The 25,469-nt window shown below is 50.4% G+C and carries 28 protein-coding genes; 14 read left to right on the top strand and 14 right to left on the bottom strand.

Annotated elements, in window-relative coordinates; all coding sequences use genetic code 11:
- The first annotated feature begins 22 nt into the window (after nucleotides 1-22).
- Nucleotides 23-475 carry an OsmC family protein gene (locus ACZ5ZZ_RS06180; RefSeq protein WP_464141769.1) on the top strand — a complete coding sequence of 151 codons (453 nt, stop codon included), beginning with the start codon at nucleotides 23-25 and terminating at the stop codon, nucleotides 473-475.
- 21 nt (nucleotides 476-496) lie between these two features.
- Here ACZ5ZZ_RS06180 and ACZ5ZZ_RS06175 read toward each other — a convergent pair whose 3' ends face one another.
- Complete coding sequence (locus ACZ5ZZ_RS06175) at nucleotides 497-2,065, bottom strand: FAD-dependent oxidoreductase (RefSeq protein ID WP_464141766.1); 1,569 nt, start codon at nucleotides 2,063-2,065, stop codon at nucleotides 497-499.
- A 259-nt stretch (nucleotides 2,066-2,324) separates the two neighbouring features.
- Here ACZ5ZZ_RS06175 and ACZ5ZZ_RS06170 point away from each other — a divergent pair, with 259 nt between their 5' ends.
- The 7 genes from ACZ5ZZ_RS06170 (at nucleotide 2,325) to ACZ5ZZ_RS06140 (ending at nucleotide 7,605) form a co-directional block, all read left to right on the top strand.
- The gene (locus ACZ5ZZ_RS06170; RefSeq protein WP_464134397.1) at nucleotides 2,325-3,434 is read left to right on the top strand and encodes a GGDEF domain-containing protein; all 1,110 of its coding nucleotides are present in this window, start codon (nucleotides 2,325-2,327) and stop codon (nucleotides 3,432-3,434) included.
- 220 nt (nucleotides 3,435-3,654) lie between these two features.
- Nucleotides 3,655-4,521 (top strand): S8 family peptidase, encoded by an 867-nt coding sequence (locus tag ACZ5ZZ_RS06165; RefSeq protein WP_464141763.1) that lies wholly within the window; start codon nucleotides 3,655-3,657, stop codon nucleotides 4,519-4,521.
- A 50-nt stretch (nucleotides 4,522-4,571) separates the two neighbouring features.
- Nucleotides 4,572-5,093 (top strand): thermonuclease family protein, encoded by a 522-nt coding sequence (locus ACZ5ZZ_RS06160; RefSeq protein WP_464141762.1) that lies wholly within the window; start codon nucleotides 4,572-4,574, stop codon nucleotides 5,091-5,093.
- Nucleotides 5,094-5,161: 68 nt separating this feature from the next.
- Complete coding sequence (locus tag ACZ5ZZ_RS06155; RefSeq protein ID WP_464141760.1) at nucleotides 5,162-5,494, top strand: VOC family protein; 333 nt, start codon at nucleotides 5,162-5,164, stop codon at nucleotides 5,492-5,494.
- A 104-nt stretch (nucleotides 5,495-5,598) separates the two neighbouring features.
- A complete protein-coding gene (locus ACZ5ZZ_RS06150) occupies nucleotides 5,599-6,096 on the top strand; it encodes a hypothetical protein (protein ID WP_464141758.1) in 498 nt (165 codons plus the stop codon).
- A gap of 25 nt (nucleotides 6,097-6,121) precedes the next feature.
- Nucleotides 6,122-6,952, top strand: a complete 831-nt coding sequence (locus ACZ5ZZ_RS06145) for a C1 family peptidase (protein WP_464141756.1) — start codon at nucleotides 6,122-6,124, stop codon at nucleotides 6,950-6,952.
- A gap of 14 nt (nucleotides 6,953-6,966) precedes the next feature.
- The gene (locus ACZ5ZZ_RS06140; protein WP_464141754.1) at nucleotides 6,967-7,605 is read left to right on the top strand and encodes an HD domain-containing protein; all 639 of its coding nucleotides are present in this window, start codon (nucleotides 6,967-6,969) and stop codon (nucleotides 7,603-7,605) included.
- A gap of 4 nt (nucleotides 7,606-7,609) precedes the next feature.
- Here the strand turns inward: ACZ5ZZ_RS06140 and ACZ5ZZ_RS06135 are convergent, their stop codons facing one another.
- From ACZ5ZZ_RS06135 to ACZ5ZZ_RS06105, 7 genes are all read right to left on the bottom strand, one after another.
- Nucleotides 7,610-8,101 (bottom strand): MarR family winged helix-turn-helix transcriptional regulator, encoded by a 492-nt coding sequence (locus ACZ5ZZ_RS06135; protein ID WP_464141752.1) that lies wholly within the window; start codon nucleotides 8,099-8,101, stop codon nucleotides 7,610-7,612.
- Nucleotides 8,102-8,187: 86 nt separating this feature from the next.
- On the bottom strand, nucleotides 8,188-8,865 hold the full coding sequence (locus tag ACZ5ZZ_RS06130; RefSeq protein WP_464141751.1) for an RluA family pseudouridine synthase: 678 nt from the start codon (nucleotides 8,863-8,865) through the stop codon (nucleotides 8,188-8,190).
- Nucleotides 8,862-9,452: an RlmE family RNA methyltransferase gene (locus ACZ5ZZ_RS06125; protein ID WP_464117533.1), complete on the bottom strand. Its 591-nt coding sequence runs from the start codon at nucleotides 9,450-9,452 to the stop codon at nucleotides 8,862-8,864. The genes ACZ5ZZ_RS06130 and ACZ5ZZ_RS06125 overlap by 4 nt, the downstream gene beginning before the upstream one ends.
- Nucleotides 9,453-9,532: 80 nt before the next feature.
- On the bottom strand, nucleotides 9,533-10,789 hold the full coding sequence (locus ACZ5ZZ_RS06120; protein WP_464134385.1) for an MFS transporter: 1,257 nt from the start codon (nucleotides 10,787-10,789) through the stop codon (nucleotides 9,533-9,535).
- The gene (locus ACZ5ZZ_RS06115; RefSeq protein ID WP_464134382.1) at nucleotides 10,758-11,600 is read right to left on the bottom strand and encodes an ABC transporter permease; all 843 of its coding nucleotides are present in this window, start codon (nucleotides 11,598-11,600) and stop codon (nucleotides 10,758-10,760) included. Before ACZ5ZZ_RS06115 ends, ACZ5ZZ_RS06120 begins: the two co-directional genes overlap by 32 nt.
- Nucleotides 11,590-12,420 (bottom strand): ABC transporter permease, encoded by an 831-nt coding sequence (locus ACZ5ZZ_RS06110; RefSeq protein WP_464134381.1) that lies wholly within the window; start codon nucleotides 12,418-12,420, stop codon nucleotides 11,590-11,592. Before ACZ5ZZ_RS06110 ends, ACZ5ZZ_RS06115 begins: the two co-directional genes overlap by 11 nt.
- Complete coding sequence (locus ACZ5ZZ_RS06105; protein WP_464117537.1) at nucleotides 12,417-13,295, bottom strand: ABC transporter ATP-binding protein; 879 nt, start codon at nucleotides 13,293-13,295, stop codon at nucleotides 12,417-12,419. Before ACZ5ZZ_RS06105 ends, ACZ5ZZ_RS06110 begins: the two co-directional genes overlap by 4 nt.
- 29 nt (nucleotides 13,296-13,324) lie before the next feature.
- Here ACZ5ZZ_RS06105 and ACZ5ZZ_RS06100 point away from each other — a divergent pair, with 29 nt between their 5' ends.
- On the top strand, nucleotides 13,325-14,371 hold the full coding sequence (locus ACZ5ZZ_RS06100) for a polyamine ABC transporter substrate-binding protein (protein WP_464141749.1): 1,047 nt from the start codon (nucleotides 13,325-13,327) through the stop codon (nucleotides 14,369-14,371).
- On the opposite strand, the gene ACZ5ZZ_RS06095 is transcribed toward ACZ5ZZ_RS06100, so the two are convergent.
- The 3 genes from ACZ5ZZ_RS06095 to ACZ5ZZ_RS06085 form a co-directional block, all read right to left on the bottom strand.
- Nucleotides 14,372-14,650 (bottom strand): hypothetical protein, encoded by a 279-nt coding sequence (locus ACZ5ZZ_RS06095; protein ID WP_464117539.1) that lies wholly within the window; start codon nucleotides 14,648-14,650, stop codon nucleotides 14,372-14,374.
- Nucleotides 14,651-14,770: 120 nt separating this feature from the next.
- Nucleotides 14,771-15,574, bottom strand: coding sequence for an alpha/beta hydrolase (locus ACZ5ZZ_RS06090; RefSeq protein ID WP_464134375.1), 804 nt, complete (start codon nucleotides 15,572-15,574; stop codon nucleotides 14,771-14,773).
- Nucleotides 15,574-17,205, bottom strand: coding sequence for an ABC-F family ATP-binding cassette domain-containing protein (locus ACZ5ZZ_RS06085; RefSeq protein ID WP_464134372.1), 1,632 nt, complete (start codon nucleotides 17,203-17,205; stop codon nucleotides 15,574-15,576). Before ACZ5ZZ_RS06085 ends, ACZ5ZZ_RS06090 begins: the two co-directional genes overlap by 1 nt.
- 212 nt (nucleotides 17,206-17,417) lie before the next feature.
- Here ACZ5ZZ_RS06085 and ACZ5ZZ_RS06080 point away from each other — a divergent pair, with 212 nt between their 5' ends.
- From ACZ5ZZ_RS06080 to ACZ5ZZ_RS06070, 3 genes are all read left to right on the top strand, one after another.
- Complete coding sequence (locus ACZ5ZZ_RS06080) at nucleotides 17,418-18,230, top strand: hypothetical protein (protein ID WP_464141747.1); 813 nt, start codon at nucleotides 17,418-17,420, stop codon at nucleotides 18,228-18,230.
- Between the two features lie 166 nt (nucleotides 18,231-18,396).
- Nucleotides 18,397-20,184, top strand: a complete 1,788-nt coding sequence (locus ACZ5ZZ_RS06075; protein ID WP_464141745.1) for a DEAD/DEAH box helicase — start codon at nucleotides 18,397-18,399, stop codon at nucleotides 20,182-20,184.
- A gap of 142 nt (nucleotides 20,185-20,326) precedes the next feature.
- Nucleotides 20,327-21,067, top strand: a complete 741-nt coding sequence (locus ACZ5ZZ_RS06070) for a hypothetical protein (protein ID WP_464117544.1) — start codon at nucleotides 20,327-20,329, stop codon at nucleotides 21,065-21,067.
- Between the two features lie 51 nt (nucleotides 21,068-21,118).
- On the opposite strand, the gene ACZ5ZZ_RS06065 is transcribed toward ACZ5ZZ_RS06070, so the two are convergent.
- Both ACZ5ZZ_RS06065 and ACZ5ZZ_RS06060 read right to left on the bottom strand, forming a co-directional pair.
- On the bottom strand, nucleotides 21,119-21,763 hold the full coding sequence (locus ACZ5ZZ_RS06065; protein WP_464141743.1) for a cytochrome b/b6 domain-containing protein: 645 nt from the start codon (nucleotides 21,761-21,763) through the stop codon (nucleotides 21,119-21,121).
- Between the two features lie 17 nt (nucleotides 21,764-21,780).
- Nucleotides 21,781-22,146: an STAS domain-containing protein gene (locus ACZ5ZZ_RS06060; RefSeq protein ID WP_464117546.1), complete on the bottom strand. Its 366-nt coding sequence runs from the start codon at nucleotides 22,144-22,146 to the stop codon at nucleotides 21,781-21,783.
- Between the two features lie 254 nt (nucleotides 22,147-22,400).
- On the opposite strand from ACZ5ZZ_RS06060, the gene ACZ5ZZ_RS06055 reads away from it, so the two are divergent.
- Nucleotides 22,401-23,741: a TolC family protein gene (locus ACZ5ZZ_RS06055; protein ID WP_464134368.1), complete on the top strand. Its 1,341-nt coding sequence runs from the start codon at nucleotides 22,401-22,403 to the stop codon at nucleotides 23,739-23,741.
- A gap of 50 nt (nucleotides 23,742-23,791) precedes the next feature.
- On the opposite strand, the gene ACZ5ZZ_RS06050 is transcribed toward ACZ5ZZ_RS06055, so the two are convergent.
- Nucleotides 23,792-24,157, bottom strand: a complete 366-nt coding sequence (locus tag ACZ5ZZ_RS06050) for a VOC family protein (RefSeq protein WP_464141741.1) — start codon at nucleotides 24,155-24,157, stop codon at nucleotides 23,792-23,794.
- A 542-nt stretch (nucleotides 24,158-24,699) separates the two neighbouring features.
- Between ACZ5ZZ_RS06050 and ACZ5ZZ_RS06045 the strand changes: the two genes are divergently transcribed.
- Nucleotides 24,700-25,452 (top strand): murein L,D-transpeptidase catalytic domain family protein, encoded by a 753-nt coding sequence (locus ACZ5ZZ_RS06045; RefSeq protein WP_464141739.1) that lies wholly within the window; start codon nucleotides 24,700-24,702, stop codon nucleotides 25,450-25,452.
- Nucleotides 25,453-25,469: the final 17 nt, after the last annotated feature.

Raw genomic sequence — 25,469 nt, 5'->3', positions numbered from 1 at the left:
GCCTTTTTCCTTGGAGGTATCCATGCAACGTAAAGCTTCGGCCCGCTGGCAGGGCAATCTTCAATATGGCAGGGGCGTTCTCAATTCTGAAAGCGGTGCCCTGAAAGACGTTCCTTACTCTTTTACGACCCGCTTTGAAAACACACCCGGCACCAATCCCGAAGAGTTGATTGCGGCCGCTCATTCCGGCTGCTTTGCCATGGCTCTGGCCGGAGCCCTGGCAAAAAAAGGATTTAATGCCGATACTTTGGATGTGTCTGCCACCGTCTCTTTGGAAAAAAATGGCGATGCCTTCAGCATCACCAGTTCTAGACTGAAACTGCGGGCGCAGGTCCCGGGGCTGGATCGAAAACTTTTTGATTCAATTGCCCAGGATGCAAAAGTCAACTGCCCGGTCTCAAAAGTTTTGAAAGCCGATATCACCCTGGATATCGACTTTCATGAAACCATGTCCCCGTCCCAGCACACACACTGATTCAGACTTCATCATACCCCGCTAGGATGGCGGGGCATGGTGATTCTGTGAACGCAAGACCTCGTGAAGTTTTGAATCGTTAAAGTGACCGAAAGCATCTTCGATCATCAGGCTTTCTAAATCCCTTCCAACCGTCAGCACGGCCGCCACCCTTTGATCTTCGTAATAGGCCACCGCAAAATCACGGCTGGCCAAATCACCCATCACATCCATGCGATCAAAGCGGTCCGAATAACCCACGTACCCCAAACTTAAATCATAGTGCTGAGTCCAAAAAAATGGCACTTCCTGGAACTTCACCCAGTCTCCCATCATATTCAAAGCCGCCGTCTGCCCTTGGCGCTCAGCCACCTCCCAGTGCTCCACCCGGATCGCACGATCACTGTGTGGATCGGGCCATCGAGCAATATCACCGGCGGCAAAAATGCCCGGGACACTGGTCTCCAGATACTCATTCACCAGAACACCGTTTTCCACCCAACACCCTGCCTGTTCCGCCAGGGCCGTACTGGGCCGAATGCCCGTTCCAACAATCACGAAGTCACAATCAATACTTTCACCACTGTCCAGCAAGACACTGCGATCGCGGATCTCTTTTACACCATGCCCTAAATGAAATTGAACCCCATGCTCTTCATGTATCTTTTTTAAAACACTGCCAACATGAACACCGACCACGCGCAAAAGTGGCATTTCCTCCGGCGCCACCACATGAACTTCCATGTTGCGCTGACGAAGGGCCGCTGCCGCTTCCAAACCAATAAATCCCGCCCCGATGATAACAACCTTCTGGGCCCAGGTGGTTCGGCCAATAATCCGACGACAATCCTGCAACGTTCTTAAATAATGCACATGCGGTTTTTCGATTCCAGGGATTTTAGGTTTGATCGGTTCTCCCCCCGTCGCCAAAAGAAGTCGATCATAACGCAAGGTTTTTCCGTTAGACAAAAAGACGCTGCGACGATGCGAGTCCAACTTTTCTACCCTGGTAGCCAGTTCAAAGTTAATTTTGTTCTGCTGATAAAATTCTTCAGCTTCCAATGACACCCAGTCTTCGGGGATATTCCCCGCCAAATAGTCTTTGGACAAATTGGGGCGATCGTAAGGCAGATACTTATCTTCGCTGATGACAGCTATATGGCCGATGAATCCATGTTTGCGCAACATGATCGCAGCGGCCGTGCCCGCCGCACCTGCGCCTACAATAACGTATCTTTGCGACTCGCTCCATTCGCGAGGTCGCACTGCCGAAGCTTTTTTTCCTGTGACATAAACCCGTCCTTCACGTTGTTCCACTGTCCAGGCGGCAATGGGATTTAAAGCCGGAGCCTTCAAGGCATCCCCCGTGCGCAAATCAAAACAGGCGTGATGCCAAGGACAATGAATTGTCTCTCCGACAACGAGTCCCTCATGCAAAGGGCCGCCATAATGAGAACACGTTGCACCGACGGCAAAGAACTCGCCGTCATGTTGCACCAGCAAAACCGCCTCCCGGCCGACGTGTCCTAACATCTTCTGTCCGTCAGAAAACTGACTGACCTCAACACCTTTGGAAAAATCAGGTCCACTTAACTCTGCAGATCGTCCCATTATAGACTCCTTTTTTTCAGGGCCTTATCATAGAAAGCTTTACGGCCAGAAAGAATGTCCGGAGGCCTGCGAGTGCTAAAATGCATCTCGCAAGAGAAAAAAAATAGAATCTCAAGATGAGTCAACCTGTCTGCCGTGCAAGGTTTCCCTTTATTTGTTTCGAATTGAGACTGGCCCCGCAGAATCAGTCCGAAGTCCCCTTAAGACCCGCCGGTTCTGCTCCGATAAAAGAGTGTTGTATCCTTCCCAGGAGGCTTACTTGAAACAGTGGGTAAAAAAGCTCGTTGAGCAATTTGACATGGACTGGGGTTCTGCAAACGGCGCTGAAAAGGGCAAAGGCGTCCCGAGCCTGTCTGAAGAGAGGGCCACGCTGCTCTTTATTCTGGATGTTTTCAACAAACATCTTTTTGAAATTCAAAACCACTCGGTGCGCAAGGTGCGTAACAAGCTCGATGGCTTTGCGAAAGAACTGGTGAATCCAAACGGTCAGGACACAGAACGCGTGCTGTTTGAAATCCGCCAGTTTATCTCCAGTTATCGTATTGACGAATACAGCTACGTGCAGAACACCTTTGATGACTTCAAACGCATCATCTGGGATTTCGCTGATCACCTCAGTGAAGAAATCCAGGAACAGAATGCCGCCTCGGGCGACGTCAATCAAAGCCTGGAACAACTGCGCGAAGCTGTGGAATCCAACTCGATTGAAGAGCTGCGCATGAAGTCCCGGGAGTTTATCAACTTCTATCTGAAACACCAAAGTGCGCACAATGATCGCCGCTCCAAACGCATGGAGACCATCAAAAAAAGCCTGACCACAGTGAAAAAACAGCTGATGGAGGCCAACACCACCATGCGCAAGGATCATCTGACCGGGGCTCACAACCGCCGCAGTTACGATGAACAGATTCGCCGCTATCTGCAGTTGCATGAAATCGACAAAGATCCGATGACATTGATTATCATGGATATCGACTTCTTTAAAAAGATCAACGACACTTACGGTCATGATATCGGTGATTTCGTCCTGAAAGAGTGCGTGCGCCTGATTCAGGAAAGTTTCTCGCGCGAAGAGGACTTTATTGCCCGTTTGGGCGGGGAAGAGTTCGCGGTAATCCTGCCAGGATGCAATGCCGAAGCGGCCACACGCATGGCGGAAGAGGCCATGAACCGCATCCGCAAAGAGGTGTTCGTTCATGAAAACTATGAGATCCGCTTCACCATTTCCATGGGGATTGCGGAGGTTCAGCCGGGTGAAAAAGCGGATTCCTTGTATAAAAGAGCCGACGAGGCCCTCTACGAGTCCAAACAAACCGGCCGGAACAAGTACACCGTCGCCAAAGAGTCTCAGATCAAACGTGTCGCTTAATGGCTGTCTAACCTTCAGACAGCTGTCGATTCACTGGTAGTGACCAGAAAAGCCTGAACAAACGTTCGGGCTTTTTTAATGTTCAGAAATTTCTAAACACTCGCAGCCCTTTTCCTGCTCAGAAGAAAATCATCCATGCCTGATGCTGGCCCTTCCCTTGCTTTAGTGCTTCGGCATGAAGGCAATCGTATTTTTTGTAACTACATTTTTGGGGATGTCGATGAACTCTTTCTCTCAAGAAAGTCTGGATCGCGATATTGTCGTGGCAATCATTGATACGGGTGTGGATGTAAATCACCCACTGATCAAAAACAACCTGTGGACCAATCCTCGGGAAAAGACCAATAAGAAAGACAACGATGGCAACGGATTTGCCGGGGATCTCCATGGATGGAACTTTGTTTCCAACAATCATGACCTGTCTGATCACCATGGCCATGGCACCCACGTCGCAGGGATCATTCAGCAGCAAGCGCGATCCTCCCGCGTGAAGTTTATGATTCTGAAGTACTACGACCCGTCAGTTCCGGCAAACGACAACCTTTTGAACACTGTAAAGGCCATTCGTTATGCCACCCGCATGAAAGCGGACATTATCAACTATTCCGGCGGTGGCGATGAAAGAAGCCCCATGGAAGAGGCCGCGATTCGTGAAGCCCAGGATCAGGGCATTCTGTTCGTCGCCGCCGCCGGCAACGAAGGGCGCAACACCGACGTGGTCGGTTATTATCCCGCAGGTTACAACCTGAAAAACATCATCTCGGTCGCCGCTTTGGATTCCCAAAGACGCCTTCTGGCCAGCAGCAACTTCGGCACCCGCTCAGTGGATATCGCTGCTCCGGGAAAGAACATCTTCTCGGCCCTGCCCGAGGGCAAGTACGGCTACATGAGCGGAACGTCCCAAGCCACAGCCTGGGTCAGCGGACTGGCCGCCGCCTTGATGCTACGCCATCCTTGGCAGGCGCTGACTCCTCAGGAAATCAAACGGGTTTTAGTCAGCAGTGGAATCAAAGACCGTCTGCTAAGTAAGAAGGTCCGTTCCCAGACTCGTATTTCCAGTCTGCAGGCAGGTCTGAATCTGGAATAGAACCGAGGGGCGCCTTGCCCTTCGGGAAAAGATCACTTAGACTTTAAAGTATGAATTTTCAGCTTCGCCCGTTTCTTCTTTCTGTTCTTGTAATCTCCACACTGACGGCCTGTTCCCAAAGTCTGCAGGCCTCTGACACAACACTATCTTCTTTGTCTCCCCGTTCCTGTCAGCACGACGACAGAACCTTTCGCTGCGTGGAAGTGCTTAAGAATTATGATGGCGACACATTGACCGTGAATATTCCCGATGTTCCGGCTTTGATCGGCAAAAAAATCAGCGTGCGGGTTCTGGGTATCGACACGCCCGAAGTTCGCACAAAAAACAAATGTGAAAAAGAGGCCGGGCGTATTGCGCGCAATCTGGTTGCCAGCACCTTGAAAAATGCCAAAAACGTCGAACTTCACAATGTCCAGCGCGACAAATACTTCCGCATTCTGGCTGATGTGGTGGTCGACGGACGTTCCCTGTCCGACATTCTGATAAAGAACAACCTGGCCTATGCCTATGATGGCGGGACCAAAAAACATCCTGACTGGTGCAAGGCCTTGCGCCAGCCTGCCAACAACTAGACCGTGCATCTTCACAGAACCGGCATGAAGGCATTGCCTGTACCTGGCTCTACCGAAAAGATAGAAACATGGAAATCAAAGACTTCGGGGCTGCTTTTTCAAAAGCACAAAATCCCCAACAGCTTTACTCTTGGTATGAAAAGACTTTGGGGGTTCTGCCCCGAACAGACACCCATGGCTTCAGTCCTTCCGATCAGCCCACGGCTATTCAATTTCGCGTGGAAAATCTGAAAGCCCTGCTGCAGGATTTAGCCCGACAAGGCACCAAGGTTGAAGTCCCGGTCGTCGAGACCGATTTTGGTTCTTTTGCCTGGGTCCACGATCCCGAAGGAAATCGCATCGAACTTTGGGAGCCGGCCCCTTACCAGAACACACTGATCAACCTTCCCGAACCGGATTAATCCCCCACCGTGAACATTTCGCATGTATAATTTTTTGACAGTTTAAAAAACGCAGTTCTTCAGCTATCTTCGCCGAGGCTCATCTTTAACCTCAGGAGATTCCCATGTCGAAAGCTGCCATCCTTTCCTTGTGTTTGTTGCTCTCTGCCACCGCCTTTGCCAAATCCGTTCCTTCTCAGTCCTTGCAAATAACTCCGTCCAGTATTGATCAGGTGGTGCGCCTGGTGGACAAAAAAGATGCAGGCTCTTCTGCGAAAAAAGTATCGGTCATTGTCGAAGACCACGGTCTCAGCACCGACGTATCCCCCCGCTACACGGTGTACCTGGGATACTCCAGCCTAGCGGAAATGGGAAATATCTCTGCCGACTTCAAAGTCGACGACCAGGTTTTTGAATTCAAATCCGCAACTCGCAAAGCTGCGGGTATCTATGAAGTCAAAGTTGTCGGCTTCACGGCTGACGGGACCTTGACTGACATCACCCACACCATCGACACAAATCAGATGTTTATTGATGAACGCAAGGTGCGTGAAGCCTGTGGCGGTGACTTCTGCGATCAGACATTGAAAACATCTGTGGAAGTCAAAAGCTCTGCAAAATAAGCTGTCCGGTTTTGGGGGATTTAAGATGAAGAAAATAGCTCATCGCGTGATTTTAACTGTGGGCCTGCTCAGCAGCCTTCTGCAAGAGCCGGCGTTGGCCAAACAAGTGGACCTGCGCCACTTGCAGACGTCCGTCAAAAATCAGAAAAACCGCGACACTTGCGCCTACTTTGCCGTCTCGGCCCTGGTGGAATCCACAATCAAGAACCAATTTGGACAAGATTTCGATATTTCAGAAGAATACGAAATCTATCGCCACAAGGTTCTTTCCCCCTGGCGCCCCGAAGTTGAATTTGGCAACACCTATCAGCTTTTGCTGAATTTCACCAATGGAATGACCTTCTACCAGGAACACCAACTGCCCTATCAGGCCAGCAGTCCCGATTTCACCAAGGGTCTCAGTCCAGAACAGCACGCCTTCTATAATCTGGGGCAACAGAAGGTCCCACGCGTGGACTATCGAAGCCTGCGCACCAAGATCCTGACACAAATGTGGGTGCGTCGTCCGTGGTCCACTCTTTTCATGCAGGAGCTGGATCAAAATCGTCCGGTGGTTGTGACTTTAAAGGTCGCGCTTCCTTACATCAACGATTCTAAAGGTACATTCACCTATTCTCCCGAAATTGATGAGCAGTGCAATTCCGGAAAGATCGGCTGCGGCGGCCATGCAGTTTTGATCGTGGGATATGATGATGTACAAAAAGTCTTTATGTTTAAAAACTCCTGGGGCGAAGAATGGGGTCAGGGCGGTTATGGCTTTGTCACCTTTGATCACGTGGATGGATATTCAGATCAGCCTTTGACGGCGTTTTTTGACAAACTGACCGGTCCTATGGTGAGGGTCATTGAACCCTAAGATAGGCTCTTTTCATGGTTTTTGACGAAAAAAAGTGGTTTCATCTTTTTAGCAACAAAGCACGTGTGCTTTATCCCAGCACGGATCCGGCACACGACTATCTTCATATTCTGCGTGTGGTAAACACCGCCAAACACCTGACAGAAGCCGAAGGAGCCAACTGGGAAGTTGTTCTTCCCGCTGCCTTCTTTCACGATTACATCAACGTTCCTAAAAACGATCCTCGCCGTCCTTATGCTTCACAACTTTCTGCTGAGGCCACGCTAGAGTATCTGAAGTCGGTAAACTATCCGGAAGAACATTTCGAAGACATTCGCCACGCTATTGAAGCACACAGCTTCAGTGCGGGTATTAAGCCCACCACTCTGGAAGCCAAGATCGTTCAAGATGCCGATCGCCTGGACAGCCTTGGCGCCATCGGCATCGCACGTTGCTTTGCAACGTCCACTCAGATGAGCCGGCCGTTTTATGCGGAAGAAGACCCTTGGGCAAAGAACCGTGCTTTGGATGATAAAAGTTATGGCATTGACCATTTCTTTCAAAAGCTTTTTAAATTGGTGGATCACCTGAATACGACCGCGGCAAAAAAAGAAGGCGAGCATCGCATCGCCTTCATCAAAACTTATCTGGAACAAATCAAAAGAGAAATTTAATCAATCAGCGGTTGCTCTCACCGAACATCGGTGCGATTTCACTTTCAATAATTCCCGCGCTGGATACGAACTCTTTCATAATCTGCGCCAGAGCCTCTGTTTTTTCGGGACTCATTTTTTGAAGAGCATCAATCATATCTTCTTGAACCGTGCGAGGAATCTCACCAAGCTTCTCCTGACCAGACGGAGTCAAAGAGACAACCACTTTGCGGGAATCTTCCGGAGACACCGTGCGCGACACAAGTCCCTGCTCTTCCAGCTTCTTGACCACAACTGACACAGAACTTTGATGTGTCGTGGTCCTCAGAGCCAGGTCGTTAATCGACAAACCCGGCTCTTGCTTCAGCTTTTTCATCACAAAAATCTGTGCGGCGCTCAAACCCAGCTCTTTTTCAAACTGACTGGAGGAAACACGCAGGGCTTTGAAGATATGGCGGATATAGTCCATGACTTCACCCACCTCGGAACGATACTCAGAAACCGAATCGATACTCATGTAATTATTAAGAACTATTCAATGACTTCGTGCAAACTCTTTTTACATGAGCTGCCATACATGACGTTTCGCAAAGGCTTCAAAAATCAGAGAGCTTCGATCTCAAGAATCTCTGGCAAGCCTAGAGCACGGGCTCCATTGGCGCGCGAAAAATCAATTTTATAAGAGCGCAGAGCAATGCGGTTTTTTTCAAGTTCCACATTGGATCCGTAGAGCTTGTCACCCACAATCGGAAAACCATGACGGCTTAAATCAAATCGCAACTGATGCGAACGTCCTGTGACTGGATTCAAGTCCCAGAGCTGCTGCGATTCAAGCTGCCCCAGATAGTGCGCCACCGTCAGACAATCTTTGCCCTGAGGGCTTTCATACGCACGACGCTTTCCACGCAGCATACGACAGCGCCACTCAAAAGTGTTCCCCACTTCAAGATTCAGGGTCACTCGCGGATTCACAACATTGGCAGGAATATGAGAATAATTTTGCCCCGTCGTGAGCGCGCGATACGTCTTTGTGACTTCTTTATGCTCAAACCAAGCATTGCCCTTGCGGTGCGCTTCCGGGTTTTTGGCATAGACAATCAGACCGGAAACCTCAAAGTCCAGTCGATTCACCGGATAAATCTGCACCCCCAAAGACTTTTGCAAAGCCGTCCCCAGACACAACCGTTCATCATCTTCTTCAAAACGACTGGGGGTGGAGAGAACCCCGTGAGGTTTGTCACAAATAACAAAGTGAGAATTCTCAAAGACGATGCGGATCATCGTTTGCTAAGGCCTACTAAAAAGATTTCTTTGGAAATCTTGCGTGTGGAGTCCGGCTTCACGGCTTCCACTTTCGCAAATGTCTTTTTCATTTCATCACGCAGTTTGCCGAAGTCATCGCTATGAAATAGTTTGCAGACAAAGTGACCGTCTTTTTTCAAAAAGCGACGAGCCACATCCAGCGCCAGCTCGCACAACTCCATGGAGCGCGCTTGATCGGTCATACGAATGCCCGTGGTTTTAGGTGCCATATCTGACATCACAATATCAAATGGCGGTTCAAAACCATGTTCCTTGAAAATTTCTTCAAGATTCAAATCGCGCAAATCCGCCTGAATGAAAACAGCATTTTTCAACTTCACTGTGACCGGGCTTAAATCAACCCCCAGCACTCGCCCCTTCTCGCCGGAAACCTTCGAGGCATACTGCGACCAAGACCCCGGAGAAGCTCCCAAATCCAAAACCACCTGACCGGGCTTGAACATTTTGAATTTCTTGTCGATCTCTTCTAGCTTGAAGACGGAACGAGCCGCAAAGTTTTCCTGTTTGGCTTTTTTGAAGTAGTGATCGCGAGGATTATAAGTCATATCGTAGGGTTATGTCGCTATCCCCGCGCAAAGTCCACAAATATCAGAAGTCTCGGTAAAAAGGTGATCTTGGCCGTATCCTAGGGGCGCTCAGGCTCTTGCACCATCGCAAGCAGTCCACCACCCACAACAAAAAGAACCAACAGCCCCACCATCCCCAGACGTGAGCTGCCCGTTAATAAAGCGCCCCCTGCAACCACCAACGGCCCCAGGATCGAGGCGAAACGACCCACCAGATTGAACAAACCAAAGTATTCACCACTGGCCTGCTTCGGGATCATACGGCCGAACATAGAGCGGCTGAGCGACTGCACCCCACCCTGAACCATCCCGATAACAAGGGCCAAAAGATAGAAGTGCCAGGCCGCTGACATCTGAGTCGCCGCAATGACCGTCACCCCATAGACACAAATACAGGCCAGAATCGGCTTTTTCGTCCCCCAGCGCCCCGTCATGGTTCCGAACAAATACGCGCACGGGAAGCCGATAAACTGAGTGATCAGAAGCGCCGCAATCAGATCCTTGGATTCAAAGCCGATGGAGATCCCATAGTCCACCGCCATCGTCATCACGGTGTAAACACCGTCGATATAAAGCCAATAGGCGGCCATGAACAAAAACAAATTCCGCTCATGCAGAAGGTCTTTTAAAGTCTTTTTCAGGGTTTGCAGGCTGCTTCGGGTGAGCTTCCACACATTATGGGAAGACTGGCCCCCTTGAGGCTCGGGGATGTTTTTAAAAAGCGGCAAGGAAAACGCAAGCCACCACACCGACACCATCATAAAGGACAACTTCGTCGCTGCTGTCGCATCAGGAATTCCAAAACTTTGCGGATGAAGAGCCATCAGTACATTTAGCAAAAGCAAAAGACCGCCGCCCAAGTATCCCAGGGAATATCCAAGGCTGGAGGCATAGTCCATATAGCGAGTCGGTGCCACATACGGCAGCAAAGAATCATAAAAGACGCTGCTTGCGTTAAACGCAAACAGTGCCAATGCATAGGCCCACAGAGCACTCACCCAATCCCCGCTGGGAATAAATCCCATCCACGCGCAGGAGACCACACCCATGACTGTAAAGAGCATGCAAAAAAGTTTTTTAAAGCCCTTCATGTCGGCGATAACCCCCAGTGTGGGGCTCATCAGGGCCACGGCCAGGCTGGACACGGAAATCGTCACCCCCAAACGGGCGGTGGTTACAATAGGATCCGCGCCAATACTCCAGTATTGTTTCAGGAAAACGGGGAAGAATGCCGCCATGACAGTCGTTGAATAGGCGCTGTTCGCCCAATCATAAAACGCCCAGCTAAGAATTTTCTTTCTTTGTGCTTTCTCCATGAGTCCTCCGGCCAGACTCAAAGAAAACACGGAACGCGGAAGAACGGAAGAAGAAAATCAGCGCCAGCAAAGTCATAACAAACATCAAGCTGGACAACGCATTCAGTTTCGGGCTGACACCCAACTTCATCGCTGTGTAAAGCTTCACCGGCAACGTATCCGTGCCCACACCATTGACGAAGTACGTGATCAGGAAATCATCAAAGGACAACAAGAAACTTAGAATGAAACCGCCGACGATCGACGGCATCAACAGAGGAAGGACCACGGTACGGTAAGTCTGCCAATCACTGGCTCCCAGATCCCGGGCGGCATCTTCATAGGATCGATCCATCGTGGCCAGTCTTGCCCCCACCGTCATCATCACATAGGAAACACTGAAGCTGACATGCGCAATCACCACCGTCAAAAGCCCCAGCTCGAACTTAAGAACAAAAAACAGTGACAGCAGTGAAAGGGCAAAAACGATCTCCGGGAAAATCAATGACACCACCGAGAGCCCCTCTACAGCCCACTTCCCCACGCCTGCCGAACGATGCAGTCCTACGGCCGCCGCAGTACCAATTAAAGTTGAAAGCACACTGGCGGCAAAGCCGACCTTTAAGCTGCTGACCAGCGCATCCATCAGCGCCTGGTCGGACAGGACTTCCGCAAACCATCGCAATGTCCAGCTCCACGAGTCCGGCGTCTTTTCAATCAACGCACCGAAAATCATCACCACAATCGGCGTGTGAAGTAAAATCAGCATCAACCACAAAACCACGGTGGCCGCCTTGGGGGCGGCTGGGCGACGACGTTCTTCACTTGCCATGTCGTGACTCCCACAAACGGAACAACGCCGCCATTCCCAGAAGAAGAACCATCATCAAGACTGACAGGGCCGCACCAAAAGGCCAATCACGGGACTTTAAAAACTGCTCGGTGATGAGGTTTCCATAAAGCATGGTTTTAGCTCCACCCAAGAGATCGGGAATCACGTATTCTCCCAAAGAGGGTATAAACACCAACAAAGAACCCGCCCACAAAGCCATTTTCAAATTTGGCAGGATCACTGTAAAAAGAATCCGCCAGATGCCTGCCCCCAAATCCTGCGCAGCTTCCACCAGTGAGAAATCAAATTTCTCAAAAGCTCCGTACACAGGCAGCACCATAAACGGCAAATACGTCGTCACCATCCCATAGAGCACCAGAGCTTTGTTCTGCGTCAGCGCATAGGGATCAAATGGCACCCCGGCCAGAGACAGCCCCGCCTGCAAAGGCCCCTCGACCCCGACAAACATTCGAATCGCATAGATACGAATCACCAGATTGGTTAAAAATGGCAGAACCATCGCCATCAAATACACCTGACGCATGCCTGGCGACGTTGTGGCCATTGCCCAGGAAATCAAAACGCCGACCACCAGACAGATGAACGTGGTTAAAAGGGCCAGCTGAAAGCTTTCAAGAAAAATCCCCAGATAGGTGGATGAAAACGCCCGCGAGTAGTTCTGAAGCGTCCACGTCCAATCAAGTCCCCCGTAAGTCCCACGGGTGGCAAAACTGACAATCACGACGATAAGAACCGGAAGCAGAATAAAAACCGCAAACCACAATGCCGCAGGCAATAGAAAAAGATCGCGCAGCTTCACTTGGCGCGCTCTCCGAAAACCATCGCTCGGCGTACATAGGCCTCAATGCTCATTCCCAGACGAATCTGATCCGGCGGCACATTGATCTTGCCTTTAATCAGGCTGCCATCCCCCAAACGAATGGTGGCCAAGTCCTCGCTGACCTCGACCAACTCTCCACGCAACATACTGGTAGATTCAACAAACTGGGCGGCAAAGATGGTCTCCGGATTCTCGTAAATTTCACGGGGGGAGCTGATCTGCTCCAGGACACCCCGACTCATGATGCCAATACGGTCCGAAAGCGCCAGGGCTTCCTCTTGATCGTGCGTCACACAAATAAAAGTCAGACCCAACTTTTGTTGCAAGGCCCGAAGCTCTTTTTGCATGTGTTCACGCATTTTATGATCCAACGCCGAAAGGGGTTCATCCAAAAGCAACACACGTGGTTCATTCACCAGGGCGCGCGCAACCGCCACGCGCTGACTTTGCCCCCCCGACAGCGTGTCAGGTTTGCGATCGCGGAACTCGCCCATGTCCACCAGCGCCAGCACTTCGGCAACCTTGGCTTCAATAGCATCACGGGACAGACCCCGCAAACGCAGACCATAGGCGATATTTTCGCCCACACTCATGTGCGGGAACAAAGCATAGCGCTGAAAGACCATGTTGAAGGGGCGTTTTTGCGCCGGAAGCTGATCCACGCGCTGACCATCCAGAAGAATTTGCCCACTGGTGGCCGATTCAAGACCGGCAATGATTCTTAGAAGTGTTGTCTTTCCACACCCACTCGGGCCCAGCAAAGAAAAGAACTCACCCTCGCCGATGGAAAGATTAATTCCCTTCAACGCCGTTTGACTGGAAAAACTTTTGCCGATATTCAGGAGTTCCAACATGCCTCTAACAATATGAAGGAATTAAAAAAATGTCGAGAATATTGATGGCCGGACTGGCTCTTTGTGGGCTTCTTGCAGGATGTACAAAGAAAACGGCGGAAACAAGCCAAGCCAAAGAAGTAAATCTGTCTATCTGGGGCAACTATCTTTCCCCGGAACTTCAGGCTCAGTTTGAGAAAGAAACCGGAATCAAAATCAATATTTCCAACTATTCCTCGAATGAGGAGCTGCTGGCCAAAGTACAAATGGGCTCTTCCGGCATTGATGTCGCTGTGCCTTCGGACTACATGGTGGAAGTCATGTCCAAAATGAATCTGCTGGAGCCTTTGAAGATGGACCAGGTTCCTAACAAAGATCTGATCAGTGAACAGTTCCTAAAACAGAACTTCGACCCGGAGAACAAGTTCTCCTTACCCTACATCTGGACGACGGCAGGAATCGCGGTCAACCGGGACCTTTACAAGGGCTCCGTCAAGAGCTGGAAGGATCTTCTGGACAACCCACAACTCAAAGGCAAATTCGCCCTTTTGGATGACGTGCGGGAAACTCTGGGGGCTGCTTTAAAAATGCATGGCTACAGCGTCAACACTACGAATCCTGAAGAAATCAACAAAGCCAAACAAAGTCTTCTGAAGGCTAAAAAGTCCCTGAAGATGTTTGCCTCTGACACGATCGACATTCTGAACAATAAAGAGGTGGCGGCGGCTCAGACCTATTCCTCTGATGCCCTTCAGGCTGCGGAAAAGTCTCCAGGAAAAATTGAGTATATTATTCCTGAAGAAGGTGGCACCCTGGCCATCGACAATCTGGTGATTATTAAAGGCGCCAAACACTCGGAGGCAGCCCACAAGCTGATCAACTTCCTGCTCAGCGAGCAAGCCGAAATCAACCGCGTAAAAACCATTCTGGGGGGACCTGTTTTGAAGAACACCCGCGTCGCTTTGCCTAAAGAACTACAAAACAACAAAGCTTTGTTCCCGGTAGAAGAAACCTTGAAAAAGCTGGAACGCATCCAGGATCAGGGCGACAACAACAAGCTCTATGAAGACGCTTGGACTGAAGTTAAAACTCACTAACTACTTTTGAGCGGATTCGCTGGCCAAAGAATCCGCTCTTTCCTGCTGCAGCTCGGCCTCCCGCTCCTGGGCCCGCGAATCCTCCGTACGCAGCTCGGAGTACAGACAGGTCACACCAATCACCGTCAACAACAGCCCGCCCCCAATATACAAGATGATACTGCGTCGATCCTGATTGAAAAGGAAGTAACAAAGGCCCACCAGGATAAGTATCGGCCCCAGGACAGCGAGCGAGGCAAACACCTGCCTCAGGGCAAAAGCCCCTAACTCTGAATTCATAACCACCACCTACGTTCAATTTTTTGGTTATTTCGTAGAACTTTTCGGCAGGACTACGGGGAAGCTTTATGAATTTTGCTAAAAATTCTTAGCCGAACGGCAGGATTTAATGCAGATGAATCATTCTGGCATAAACGGAAGAATCTGATCCGGTTTCGAGACAAGTGTCAGGTGATTCAGTCCCTCAATGAGATGAACCTTCACCCCGACCGAACTGAAAAGCTCCTGCTGACGAGAGGCAGAGGCCACCTCATCCTGCCGGCCGATAATCACCGTCACTGGTGACGCCTGACGTTTTAATTCCTCCAGGATCTGTGCTGGTGGCGAAACGGCTTTTAAGTAAGCCGCGCTGTAAGAAAGTTTTTCAGCGCCAGTTCTGAAGATCTCCTCCATCTGGACCGTGAAGCCTCCGTCGGAATTCCACTGCAGCCAGGACTCCGCACCTTCATTAAAGGCCTTAAGCTCCAACGGCAGATAAGGTGCCAAAGCGACAAAGCCCGCAAACTGTTTGCGCAGGTCCGACACCGCCACTCGCAAAGCAAATCCACCGCCTAAAGAATGCCCCATCAGAAACACCCGAGCCGCCGGCCGGGTCATTTTGATATGTATGAGCAATTCTTCCAGATCGATTTCCAACTGATGCGGAGAGAGACTGTCACCGCTGCCCAGGCTGGCGCCATGGCCACGAAAATCAGGTGTGATCACCGTGCCCAACCCCGCCTCTGCCAGCGCGGAAGCCAGCACACACATGTACCTGCTGTCGCCGCCCACGCCGTGATAAAGAATGATTAGGTTTTCCGACCAGGCGGAATAAGTGCGATAAGAAAGAACGTCCCCTGCGCGGGTCTTAAACTTTTCCACCGAGGACAACTTCCCCAGTGGAATTTTAAACTGCCGCAGATCCAGGGTCTTTTTGCCGTTCATTAAGCGCGAAGCTCTTGCTGTTTTTTGTGATGATAGTACTCGTAATCGCCTTCGTAGATACGCAGTTGATTTTTATCAACCTCGAACACGCGAGTTGTTACGGCACGCAGGAAGTGACGATCGTGGCTTACGATCATGACTGTTCCCGGGAACTCCTTGATGGCTTCCAGCAACAATTCACGGGATTTGATATCCAGGTGATTCGTCGGCTCATCCAAAATAAGGAAGTTCACCGGCTGCGCCAGGATGCAGGCCAAAACCACGCGGGACTTCTCTCCCCCGGACAGGACAGAGATCTTCTTTTCCGCCTCCTCGCCCGAAAATTTGAATGCCCCCAACAAACTGCGCACTGTTCCCAGTCCCGCATTCGGCATGCGCGAGTGAACTTCATCAATGATCGTCATCTTCGGATCCAAAACATCCAATGAGTTCTGCGAGAAGTAACCCACGTTAATGGAGGCCCCCAGGGCCACCTTTCCATCTGTGGGCTCTGCATGACCGGCCACGATCTTTAACAGCGTGGACTTACCAGCTCCGTTAACCCCGACCACGGCGATGCGGTCCATGCGTTTAACCAAGGCGTTGGCTCCGGAAAAAACCAGTTTTTCCTTGCCATCATCGCGCTTCCAGATTTTGGAAAGCCCCTCAAACTTCACAACCTCATCACCACCTCGCGGCGGCACAGGCCACTCAAACTTGATTTCAGCTTCTTCGTCAGGAATTTCGATGCGATCAATTTTTTCAAGCTTCTTCACACGGGACTGCACTTGCGCTGCGTGAGAGGCACGGGCCGCAAAGCGCGCAATAAATTCCTCTTCTTTGGCCAGCATGTCCTCTTGACGTTTGGCAGCCGCGATCAACTGCTCTTTGCGGATGTCGCGTTCTCTTTCATAGAAGTCGTAGTTGCCGCCGTAAACTGTGATGGTCTTATTGGCGATTTCGACAATTTTTCCAACCAGGCGATTCATGAAATCACGATCGTGGCTTGTCATCAGGATCGCGCCCTTGAAGTTCACCAGCCATTCTTCCAGCCAGATGATGGACTCCACGTCCAAGTGATTCGTCGGCTCGTCCATCAGCAGAACTTCCGGGTTCAGCGCCAGGATTTTTGCCAGGGCAATACGCATTTTCCAACCACCCGAGAAGCTCTCGGTCGGACGATGATAGTCATCCGGCCCGATTCCAAGACCGGTCAGGATCTCCGCAGCACGGGACTCCAGATCGTAACCGCCCAAACGCTCGAACTCCGCCTGCATCTCGCCGTACACTTCCAGAATCTTCATCATCTCATCCGGATCCAGATCCGGGTCTGCCAGCTTGGCTTCGCATTCCTGCATGCGGGTTTGCATGTCGCCGATGTTGCCCACCGCCGACTTCACTTCTTCAATGGCTGACTTCCCTTTCATCTCTTCGATGTTCTGGGAGAAATAACCAATCACCGTGCGATCAGACTTGGAGATTGTCCCGCCGTCGATGCCCTCTTCGCCCATGATGATGCGGAAGATGGTGGTTTTACCGGCGCCGTTGGGGCCGACCAGACCGATTTTCTCTCCGGCATTGATCTGGAAAGATCCGTTGCGATAGAGGACTTTGTTACCTTGCTGCTTGGTGATATTGGATAAATGAATCATAGGTCCTTCGTATAACTTTTTTTACTTCTTAAGGCTGCAAAAATTTTGAGAAAATATGCCTGCCTTTTAAGCACACCCCAGAGTGTACACAAAAAAGATCAAATTCGCGATTTTTCTCTCTAAAAAGTCCAAAGGATATCAAGCACTTCGACAAACATAGAGTCCCCTCACATGGTCCTGCCCTTGCTCTGTAAGCCCAGCGGGGGTTCCACATGATCGCAACAAAGAATCACAATGCAGTTAAAAACAATACATTCGCAGCCATGCTGATTTCACTCGTTGTTCTGTTCACAGGTTGTTCAAAATCCAGCCAATTTCCCAGTACCACACTGGATGATAACAACAGCAGCGGGGCTGTTGATCCAGGGACTGACAATGGCAACACAGACACCGGCGGCGGCACAACGCCGGAGCCAACGCCCACTCCGACTCCTGAGCCGGAACCGGGATATAAAATGCAGGCCCTGGCCTGGGAAAGCAGCAAGTATCCTGAAAGAACCAAATGGTCGGAATATCTCCAACAGCTCATCTTAAACGACTGGAACAGCCTTTTGCCGGGCGCCGACGACATCGAGTCTTTCTGCCCGCGCTATCATTCACTCGACAACAACCAGCGCGCCAATGCCTGGGCCCAACTCTTCGTGGCCATAGCAAAATATGAGAGCGCTTACAGTCCCGTTTCCCGCATGCAGGAAACGACCATGGGCAGCGACCCGGTGACAGGGAAGGCCGTCTATTCCGAGGGCTTGCTCCAGTTGTCCTATCAGGACGTGCAATGGGCGCCTTTCTGCAAATTTGATTGGCAAAAGGATAAGAACCTCAGTCCGACGGACCCCAGAAAAACCATTCTGGATCCTTACCTCAACCTGCACTGCGGGGTCGGGATCATGGCTAAACAAATCAAGAGCAAAGGCCGGATTGTGGTTAGCTCCGGGGTCTATTGGGCGGTGATCAAATCTGGCGGAAAGTACCAACAAATCAATAACATCGCTGCTATTGTGAAGTCCCTTCCTTTATGCAAATAGTTCATTATTCTGGGAAAAATTAAAAATTTATAAAGCTTTTCGCGCCAAGATCGACTATCTTGTCGCATCTTTAGAAGTGGGCTTGGATCTACCGCAATCGGTGCGGTAACAATGCACATACGGTGTTTTATATTTGAGACCACTTCCATTACCTGAAAGGTCTCTAATGACTCCACTGACAACCGTAGATAATTTTGAAAACTTTGGACTGAGTGCACCCGTGATGGCTGCGATGGCAGACATGGGCTTCACCACTCCAACTCCGATCCAGCGTCAGGCTTTGCCGATTCTGCTGGCCGGTGCCAATGACTTCATCGGTCTGGCATCCACAGGCACAGGTAAAACTGCAGCCTTCGGTATTCCGCTGATCGAAAACATCGACAGCACCACCAAAGACACTCAAGCGTTGGTCCTGAGCCCGACGCGCGAACTGGCTTTGCAAGTAGCAGAACAGCTGACTTTGCTGGGCAAGAAAAAAGGCGTTCGCGTTGTCACCATTTATGGTGGCGCTTCTTACCGCACGCAGATCGATGGCATCAAACGCGGTGCTCACATCGTTGTCGCGACACCAGGCCGTCTGGTGGACTTCCTTGAACAAAAAATGATCAAGCTTCAAAGCGTGAAAACCGTTGTTCTGGACGAAGCCGATGAAATGCTTTCCATGGGCTTCAAAGAGGCTTTGGAAACCATCCTGAGCGCGACACAACCGGATGATTCTGATTCTGTTCGTGCGGCTTGCCGCACTTGGTTGTTCTCTGCCACGATGTCCTCTGAAGTTCGTCGTTTGACTTCCACTTACCTTGAAAATCCAGAAACTGTATCCGTCAACAAAGTGGGCGGCACAGCTGACACCATCGAGCAGGTTTACTACACAGTTAAAAATTCCTATAAGACCGAAGTGATTGCACGTCTGTTGCAAACCGCTCCTGAATTCTACGGCATCATCTTCTGCCAGACGAAAATGGAAGTGGCGGAACTTGCTGACATTCTGACTCAGCGTGGATTCCCGGCGGATTCCCTGCATGGTGATAAATCCCAGGCGGAACGTGAAGCGACATTGAAGAAATTCAAACAGCGTCATGTTAAAGTCATCGTGGCGACGGACGTAGCGGCTCGTGGCTTGGATATCAAAGACTTGACTCACGTGATCAATCACTCTTTGCCTTGGGATTCTGAGTCTTATGTTCACCGTATCGGCCGTACCGGTCGTAACGGTCAAAAAGGAACTGCAATCACTCTGGTGAACCCGGAGCAACTGACTCTTCTTCGCCGAGTGATGCAAAACACGAAAGCCGTTCTGACCAAAGGTGTTGTGCCTTCTGCGGATGAAGTGGCCGGCCTGAAGATCAAAGACGTGATGGACAAAGTCAGCACCATGGATCCGGAATCAGTGCCATTGCAATTGGCGATGGACCTGATCCAGGATCTGATCCACGCGGAAGACATCGACCTGAAAGCGCTTTCCAAAGAAGAGCTTCTGGCACGCTTTATTGCCGCTTACTTCCCGAACGTGTTTGTGAAGAAAGATCTGATGCTGGACTACATGGGTGATCGTATCCCTCGCGAGCTTTTGCCGCGTGATCCAAAAGACAACCGTTTCTCTCGCGGCCGTGACAACGATGGTGACCGTGATGATTTCCGTGCTCGCCGCCCATTCGGCGGTGGTCGCCGTGACACCGGTGCTTCTCGTGGCTTCCGCTCCAATTCCGGTGGCGGCGCCAGCGCCAGCTTCCGTGGTGGTGCTGCTGCAGCCCGCACAGAGGCAGCACCAGCAGAACGCAGTGAGCGCCCGGCTGCACGTGCAGAGCGCTCTGAACGCAGTGAGCGTTCTGAACGCCCTCTCCGCGCAGAACGCAGCGAGCGCAGTGAACGTGGTGGTGGCTTCTCTTCCGAGCGTCGCGATCACAGTGGCATCAAACGCCATCGCGCTCCCAAGCGCCAGTACCGCGATTAACATGCTGCTCGTCTCAATATGAGACAGCGCAGTTTCGGCATTACATTGTATTGAAAATGAACATGAGGAGGCTCCGAGAGCCTCCTCATTTCGTTTTGAGACTTCGGCATCATGCTTGCTTTGCAGTAATGTCGGAGAACTTATGAAAAGATTGATATCAATACTCGCATTCTTGCTGACAGCGCAGGCATCAGCGAAAGTATCGACCAGCGGCGGCAGCCTTTATCAACGCGATGGCGCCTCGGCTCCGTGCACGTCAGCAGCCTGCATGGGGGCTTCTTCAGAAACCGTGGATCAACTTCGACAATTAAGAAGTTCCGTTGGTGGAGACCAGTCTTATCTTGATCTTTTCCGTTACAATCAAAGTCGGAATTTGGGGCAGGAATGTTCTAAATTCGTCAACGAAACCGGGCTGGGGAAATGGGGCAAATCCATCTCCAAGAATCTCAATACCAATGACTTTGCTTATCTGTTTGAAGGCACCGAAGACTTGCGTCGAATCTGCCCCTCGTATTCTTCACTGGACAGCTCCGAGAAAAAAATCATCTGGATCGCCATCATCAATGTCATGACTATTGGTGAATCCACTTGTGGCACGGATCCCCGCATGAACAGAGCTCAAGGCCCCAATGGCCGACTGGCGGGGGTGATTCAGCTCCACGCCGGCAAAGAACACAATTATTCTTCGGGCTGCAACAAGGGTGATTCTAAAACACCTGAGACCACGTTGAACTGCACCCTGCACATGATGGATGATCAACTTCGCCGTGATGGCAGATTGTTTAGCCGCAAGTCCTACTGGGATGTTCTGCGTCCTCAGGGACGTGGACAGAAATATCTTGAGATCCAAAAAGTCGTTCGCGGACTTTCCATCTGCAAGTAATAAAAAAAGCGTCGATATTTGTACCTGACGCTTTTTGTTCTTGGCTAAAAACTATTCTTTCTTGCCACCGTGGATCATGTCTGAAACCAAGCCGCGATCACCGCGAAGCTCCGCAACGATCACCCCGACAAGATGCCCGGCCACGAACACGACAAAGAACCACATCGACAGTTCGTGAATTTCTTTGATGGAATTGACAACTGATTTATCCAACCCCAGGGCTTCCTTGAAGTACATCACCAGTCCGGAAAAGACCATAAAGACTGTCATCAGATAGAACACAGCATACCCCGTGCGAACCAGGGCGTAGTGAACGGCCTTGCCTTTGTCCGAAGCCGGCACCTTGGAAAGATTCCATGTGGCCTTTGCCGCCTGCGCCGCAGGACAGGTTTTCACTGAGAAAATGCCGACCAGAATGCGAAGAACCAGCAAAGCCGCCAGGGAAAACCCCAGTACATAGTGCCAGTCCCACATTGGAGTGCGAATGCTGACAGCGATATCTTTGGCCAATTCCGGAGTGATGGCTCCTCCGGCCTGTTGGATCTTTTCTTCAATCAGGGCCGCATTGGTGCGCCAGCTTAAGAAAGTCTTTCGCAGCAACACAGTCCCCAAAAGTCCGAAGATGGCCAAAGCATTCAACCAGTGCCAAACACGCAAGCCCGCAGGCTGATATTTTTTAAAGCTATATGATTTCATACGGCCACGATAGCATGTCAGGCGGCGCGACTGAAGGACAAAAGTGCTGATTTCAGATCGTCAGCGATCTCTAACCCCCGGACGACTCCCATGCGCACCAAGCGTTCTCTCAGTCCCAGCGGCAAGGCGCACAAACGGACCTCCGCCTGCTTTAAGCGAATATCCCTTTGCAGCTGCGCCAGCCATGGGATCGCGTCAGAACTGATGGCTCCCACATCCTGAAAATACAGCACCACGCAACGCACTTCTGATTTTGCCAGAAGTTCTTGTCGGCAGGCTTCCAAAGCCGACAAAACCGGTGTGTTGATCTCTCCTGAAAACGAGACCACCAGCATGTTATTGCGCTGATTAAAGCTATATTGAAACGACTTCTGCTCTTCCAACGTACAACTCCTAGAAATCGAATTCCGATTGGCCTCTATTCTAACAACAGCCTTCCGGGGATCAAACTTTTAGGTGATGGCCTGCTCAACTTGAGGCAAGCCACACCCAAAGGACCCGAATGGCTTTCTGAAAAGCGTTTTAATTCGATTCCAAACGAGTTTTCACTCTATTTTGGGGTCCGTATAACACTCCGTTTGACAAGGTCGCGCCCCCCCAATAAATCTTTCTGTGCTCGATTTTTTGGGAGGGTTTCATGAAATTTCTAACGCCGCTATTGCTCGCCTTCTTTGTGTCCGTTTCCGGCGCCTTTGCAGCGCCCAAATCCGCGCAAGGACCAGTGGTTATCAACCCGGAGTCGTTGCGTCGCATGTACCTTGAGCGCAATGTCGGAATTGCGATTTCTTTGAACGAAGTCTACCAGGCCAAAGAAAAAGTGAACGTGGCCCGTGGCAATCTTCTGCCTTCTGTCAATTTGGGTGCCGTGATTTCCAGCGGACCGAGCTTTGCTTTGACCTCTGTTTCCTTCCTTCTTCCTTTCCTGATGCCAAGTAACTGGCTGGACCTGAAAGAAAGTGCCCACCTGCTACGCGCCCAAGGAAACTCTTACTACATCGCTCAGTTGAACGGATATTCTTCAGCGTATTCGATCTATATGACTATTCTGGGTGATATGGAGCTTCGCGATGCCTTGCAGGTTCAGTACGAAAACATGAAGGGTATCGAGGAACAGCTGCGCCTTCCGGCCGAACTGGGCATCATCCGCAAAGAAGACTACCTGCAAGCTCAAGCGCAAACTCAGATGGCCTTGGTTCAAGTTTCTCAGGTGGACGAGCTCATCCGTCGCGAAAAAGCCGCCGTGCGCGAACTTTTGGGCCTGCCATTGACGGCAGAAATCGTGTTTCAACCTGCATCTGTCCCAGCTTCCCCGGTTGAAAACTGGTCGCCACAAAATCTGTTGAATCAGATCTTTGAAAAATCGCCGGAAAACAAACAAATGAACTCCATGATTTTAGCGGCGCAAGTGTCAAAGTGGAGCAAAGCGTTCAGCTTCCTGGGCAGCAGCTCTTTGGGTGCAACCCGATCCAACGGTTCTTTCGGAGATCTTCAACAAACAGGCTCTGTGAACTTCGGCTTTGCTTACTTCCCGTCTTTGAAGATCAGCAACCTGAACATCGAACAGCTGCGTTTGCGTAAAAAAGAACTGCAGTTCGAACAGGCGAACCTGGTGGAAGTGACTTTGGGGGCTTTGATTGAATCCCAAAGACAATACGATGCGGCCGTTCAAGCCCATGCCAATATGGTGAAAGTCTATGAAGCGGAAGTACTGCGCTTTAATGTGGGTATGACAGACCTGATGCACGTCCTGGATGCTGCCAACAAACTGACAAACTCTATCATGACGAAAGTCAAAGCACAGACGGCGCTGAACACTTTGCGTGTCAGCCTTCACCGTCTGATGATTTCTGATCAGTTTGCCAAAGTGGACAGCTGTGAAATCGAACGCCGCAGCTCTGGCGGCATCAAGGGCCGTTTGGGCCGTATCTTCAATCCGGACAAGGACCAGGTGACCTTGGATCAGGTCTGCGGTAACTAAGTCTGTGACCTAGCGAACGCCCCCACGGGGGCGTTCTTGACTTTCAAGACCTATTTCGCGGAATGCAAAGCCACGCGATTGCCCTCACAGTCCTCAAAGGTGGCAATAAAGCCCCACTCCCCGATGCTTTTCTTGGGGGATAAAGTCTTACCACCTTTGGATTCAATTTTTTTAAGGGTGTCATCGATGCTGGGAACGCTCAGATAGACCAAACTGCCACTGTGTGAAGGCTTGTAGCCATCGCCTTGAACCAGGGCTCCCGTTGTCCCTTCGGCTTTTTCTGTCCAAGGGAAAGAAGCCATTTTGGTTGACCCCATCTCCATGGTTTTCATGGTGACATCAAAAGACTGTTCGTAAAACTTCATCGCGCGGGTGATGTCAGTTACCGGAATTTCAAACCAGCCACAGATATTCATAAGAACTCCCTTCGTTGGAGTCCCCAGTATAGAAAGCAATTTCCACGGTGCCTGCAAAAAATAATGCCCATGTGTAAAACACATGGGCACAGAGGATTGGGAGGAAACGAAATGTTCTTGTTTGAGTTCAATCAGAGTCACTAAAAAGCAATCTCTATTGTCATCATCTAAGTAACATGCAATTCGTTAGATCTCCTTCTTTTAGCGAGGGATCAAACATTTGATCCGTTCACGTTCCTCTTTGTCCCTGCGAGATTCTGTTATTGCTAACTTCATTCATCGCAAGTTCATGATTTCATCTTACTCCAGTTACCTGGAATAAAAACACCTAACCTGCAACCTTGCCACCTCTTAAGCTGGCGCAGGACTTTGTCGTCGAACCTGAGTTTGTTCACTGAACTTTGGGCAGGGATAATCTGAGTGTATTCGGATTGTCCACGGAAATAGGTCTTAAAAATTATTAGCCGGTAACATTTTTCCCGTCATTTAACATATGTCAGCTAGCATCCTTTCAAGAACTGAACACTCATCATGGAGGATGAATGAACTTGATCACCCGATTTTCTATTATTGGCGCGACTTTTCTCACCTTAGCAGCCTGCTCAGGCCAAGACTACACAGAGGCCGCAAGACTTCCCGACGACACAGATACGGAACAAGCCCTTTCAAACACTGAAAGTGTCGAATCGGTCGCGGATCTTCAGGCACCTGAATCTGAAGACTCATCTCTTGTGGATCTGAAGGCGACCAGCACCGAAAGTATCCTACAAAAATATGATCACCTTGATCCTCAGCGCCTGATCAACACCAAGGCGCTGGCCGAAGCTGTGGTGTACTTTGAAAACAACAGGTCCCGCTTCAAAAATCAAAAATATATTTCCCTGATTGATTTCGGAAAGCGTTCCACACAAGCCCGCTTCTTCATCGTGAATCTGTCGTCTGGTGACGTCATGTCAATTCATACGGCGCACGGCAAAGGTTCCGATTCAAATCATGATGGCTATGCCGAAAAATTCAGTAATAAGTCCGGCTCCAATGCGAGCTCTTTGGGGTACTACCGAGCCGCAGAAACATATTATGGCAAACACGGCTTGTCGCTAAAGCTGGATGGACTTTCCAGCACAAACTCAAATGCCCGAGCCCGGGCCGTCGTGATTCATGGTGCAAGCTATGTGCGTGAATCCAGCGTGATCCAGGGACGCAGCTGGGGTTGTCCTGCGGTGGCGAACAATCTGCGCGACAAAGTGATCGGAATGTTGAAGGGCGGAAGCCTTATCTATGCCTTTGCAAAATAGTTGACTGCTCCCTGCCC

Source organism: Bdellovibrio sp. HM001 (genome assembly GCF_055397275.1).
Note: the sequence above shows the minus strand (reverse complement) of the source record. Positions and strands in the feature narration are given on the sequence as shown.

Excerpts from the sequence above, each read along its gene's own strand:
- ACZ5ZZ_RS06135 (WP_464141752.1), bottom strand. The coding sequence starts at position 8,101 with ATGAGTATCGATTCGGTTTCTGAGTATCGTTCCGAGGTGGGTGAAGTC.
- ACZ5ZZ_RS06165 (WP_464141763.1), top strand. The coding sequence starts at position 3,655 with ATGAACTCTTTCTCTCAAGAAAGTCTGGATCGCGATATTGTCGTGGCA.
- ACZ5ZZ_RS06160 (WP_464141762.1), top strand. The coding sequence starts at position 4,572 with ATGAATTTTCAGCTTCGCCCGTTTCTTCTTTCTGTTCTTGTAATCTCC.
- ACZ5ZZ_RS06175 (WP_464141766.1), bottom strand. The coding sequence starts at position 2,065 with ATGGGACGATCTGCAGAGTTAAGTGGACCTGATTTTTCCAAAGGTGTT.
- ACZ5ZZ_RS06105 (WP_464117537.1), bottom strand. The coding sequence starts at position 13,295 with ATGTTGGAACTCCTGAATATCGGCAAAAGTTTTTCCAGTCAAACGGCG.
- ACZ5ZZ_RS06130 (WP_464141751.1), bottom strand. The coding sequence starts at position 8,865 with ATGATCCGCATCGTCTTTGAGAATTCTCACTTTGTTATTTGTGACAAA.
- ACZ5ZZ_RS06090 (WP_464134375.1), bottom strand. The coding sequence starts at position 15,574 with ATGAACGGCAAAAAGACCCTGGATCTGCGGCAGTTTAAAATTCCACTG.
- ACZ5ZZ_RS06045 (WP_464141739.1), top strand. The coding sequence starts at position 24,700 with ATGAACTTGATCACCCGATTTTCTATTATTGGCGCGACTTTTCTCACC.
- ACZ5ZZ_RS06125 (WP_464117533.1), bottom strand. The coding sequence starts at position 9,452 with ATGACTTATAATCCTCGCGATCACTACTTCAAAAAAGCCAAACAGGAA.
- ACZ5ZZ_RS06085 (WP_464134372.1), bottom strand. The coding sequence starts at position 17,205 with ATGATTCATTTATCCAATATCACCAAGCAGCAAGGTAACAAAGTCCTC.
- ACZ5ZZ_RS06070 (WP_464117544.1), top strand. The coding sequence starts at position 20,327 with ATGAAAAGATTGATATCAATACTCGCATTCTTGCTGACAGCGCAGGCA.
- ACZ5ZZ_RS06055 (WP_464134368.1), top strand. The coding sequence starts at position 22,401 with ATGAAATTTCTAACGCCGCTATTGCTCGCCTTCTTTGTGTCCGTTTCC.
- ACZ5ZZ_RS06065 (WP_464141743.1), bottom strand. The coding sequence starts at position 21,763 with ATGAAATCATATAGCTTTAAAAAATATCAGCCTGCGGGCTTGCGTGTT.
- ACZ5ZZ_RS06075 (WP_464141745.1), top strand. The coding sequence starts at position 18,397 with ATGACTCCACTGACAACCGTAGATAATTTTGAAAACTTTGGACTGAGT.
- ACZ5ZZ_RS06120 (WP_464134385.1), bottom strand. The coding sequence starts at position 10,789 with ATGGAGAAAGCACAAAGAAAGAAAATTCTTAGCTGGGCGTTTTATGAT.
- ACZ5ZZ_RS06180 (WP_464141769.1), top strand. The coding sequence starts at position 23 with ATGCAACGTAAAGCTTCGGCCCGCTGGCAGGGCAATCTTCAATATGGC.
- ACZ5ZZ_RS06140 (WP_464141754.1), top strand. The coding sequence starts at position 6,967 with ATGGTTTTTGACGAAAAAAAGTGGTTTCATCTTTTTAGCAACAAAGCA.
- ACZ5ZZ_RS06115 (WP_464134382.1), bottom strand. The coding sequence starts at position 11,600 with ATGGCAAGTGAAGAACGTCGTCGCCCAGCCGCCCCCAAGGCGGCCACC.
- ACZ5ZZ_RS06095 (WP_464117539.1), bottom strand. The coding sequence starts at position 14,650 with ATGAATTCAGAGTTAGGGGCTTTTGCCCTGAGGCAGGTGTTTGCCTCG.
- ACZ5ZZ_RS06150 (WP_464141758.1), top strand. The coding sequence starts at position 5,599 with ATGTCGAAAGCTGCCATCCTTTCCTTGTGTTTGTTGCTCTCTGCCACC.
- ACZ5ZZ_RS06100 (WP_464141749.1), top strand. The coding sequence starts at position 13,325 with ATGTCGAGAATATTGATGGCCGGACTGGCTCTTTGTGGGCTTCTTGCA.
- ACZ5ZZ_RS06145 (WP_464141756.1), top strand. The coding sequence starts at position 6,122 with ATGAAGAAAATAGCTCATCGCGTGATTTTAACTGTGGGCCTGCTCAGC.
- ACZ5ZZ_RS06080 (WP_464141747.1), top strand. The coding sequence starts at position 17,418 with ATGATCGCAACAAAGAATCACAATGCAGTTAAAAACAATACATTCGCA.
- ACZ5ZZ_RS06155 (WP_464141760.1), top strand. The coding sequence starts at position 5,162 with ATGGAAATCAAAGACTTCGGGGCTGCTTTTTCAAAAGCACAAAATCCC.
- ACZ5ZZ_RS06050 (WP_464141741.1), bottom strand. The coding sequence starts at position 24,157 with ATGAATATCTGTGGCTGGTTTGAAATTCCGGTAACTGACATCACCCGC.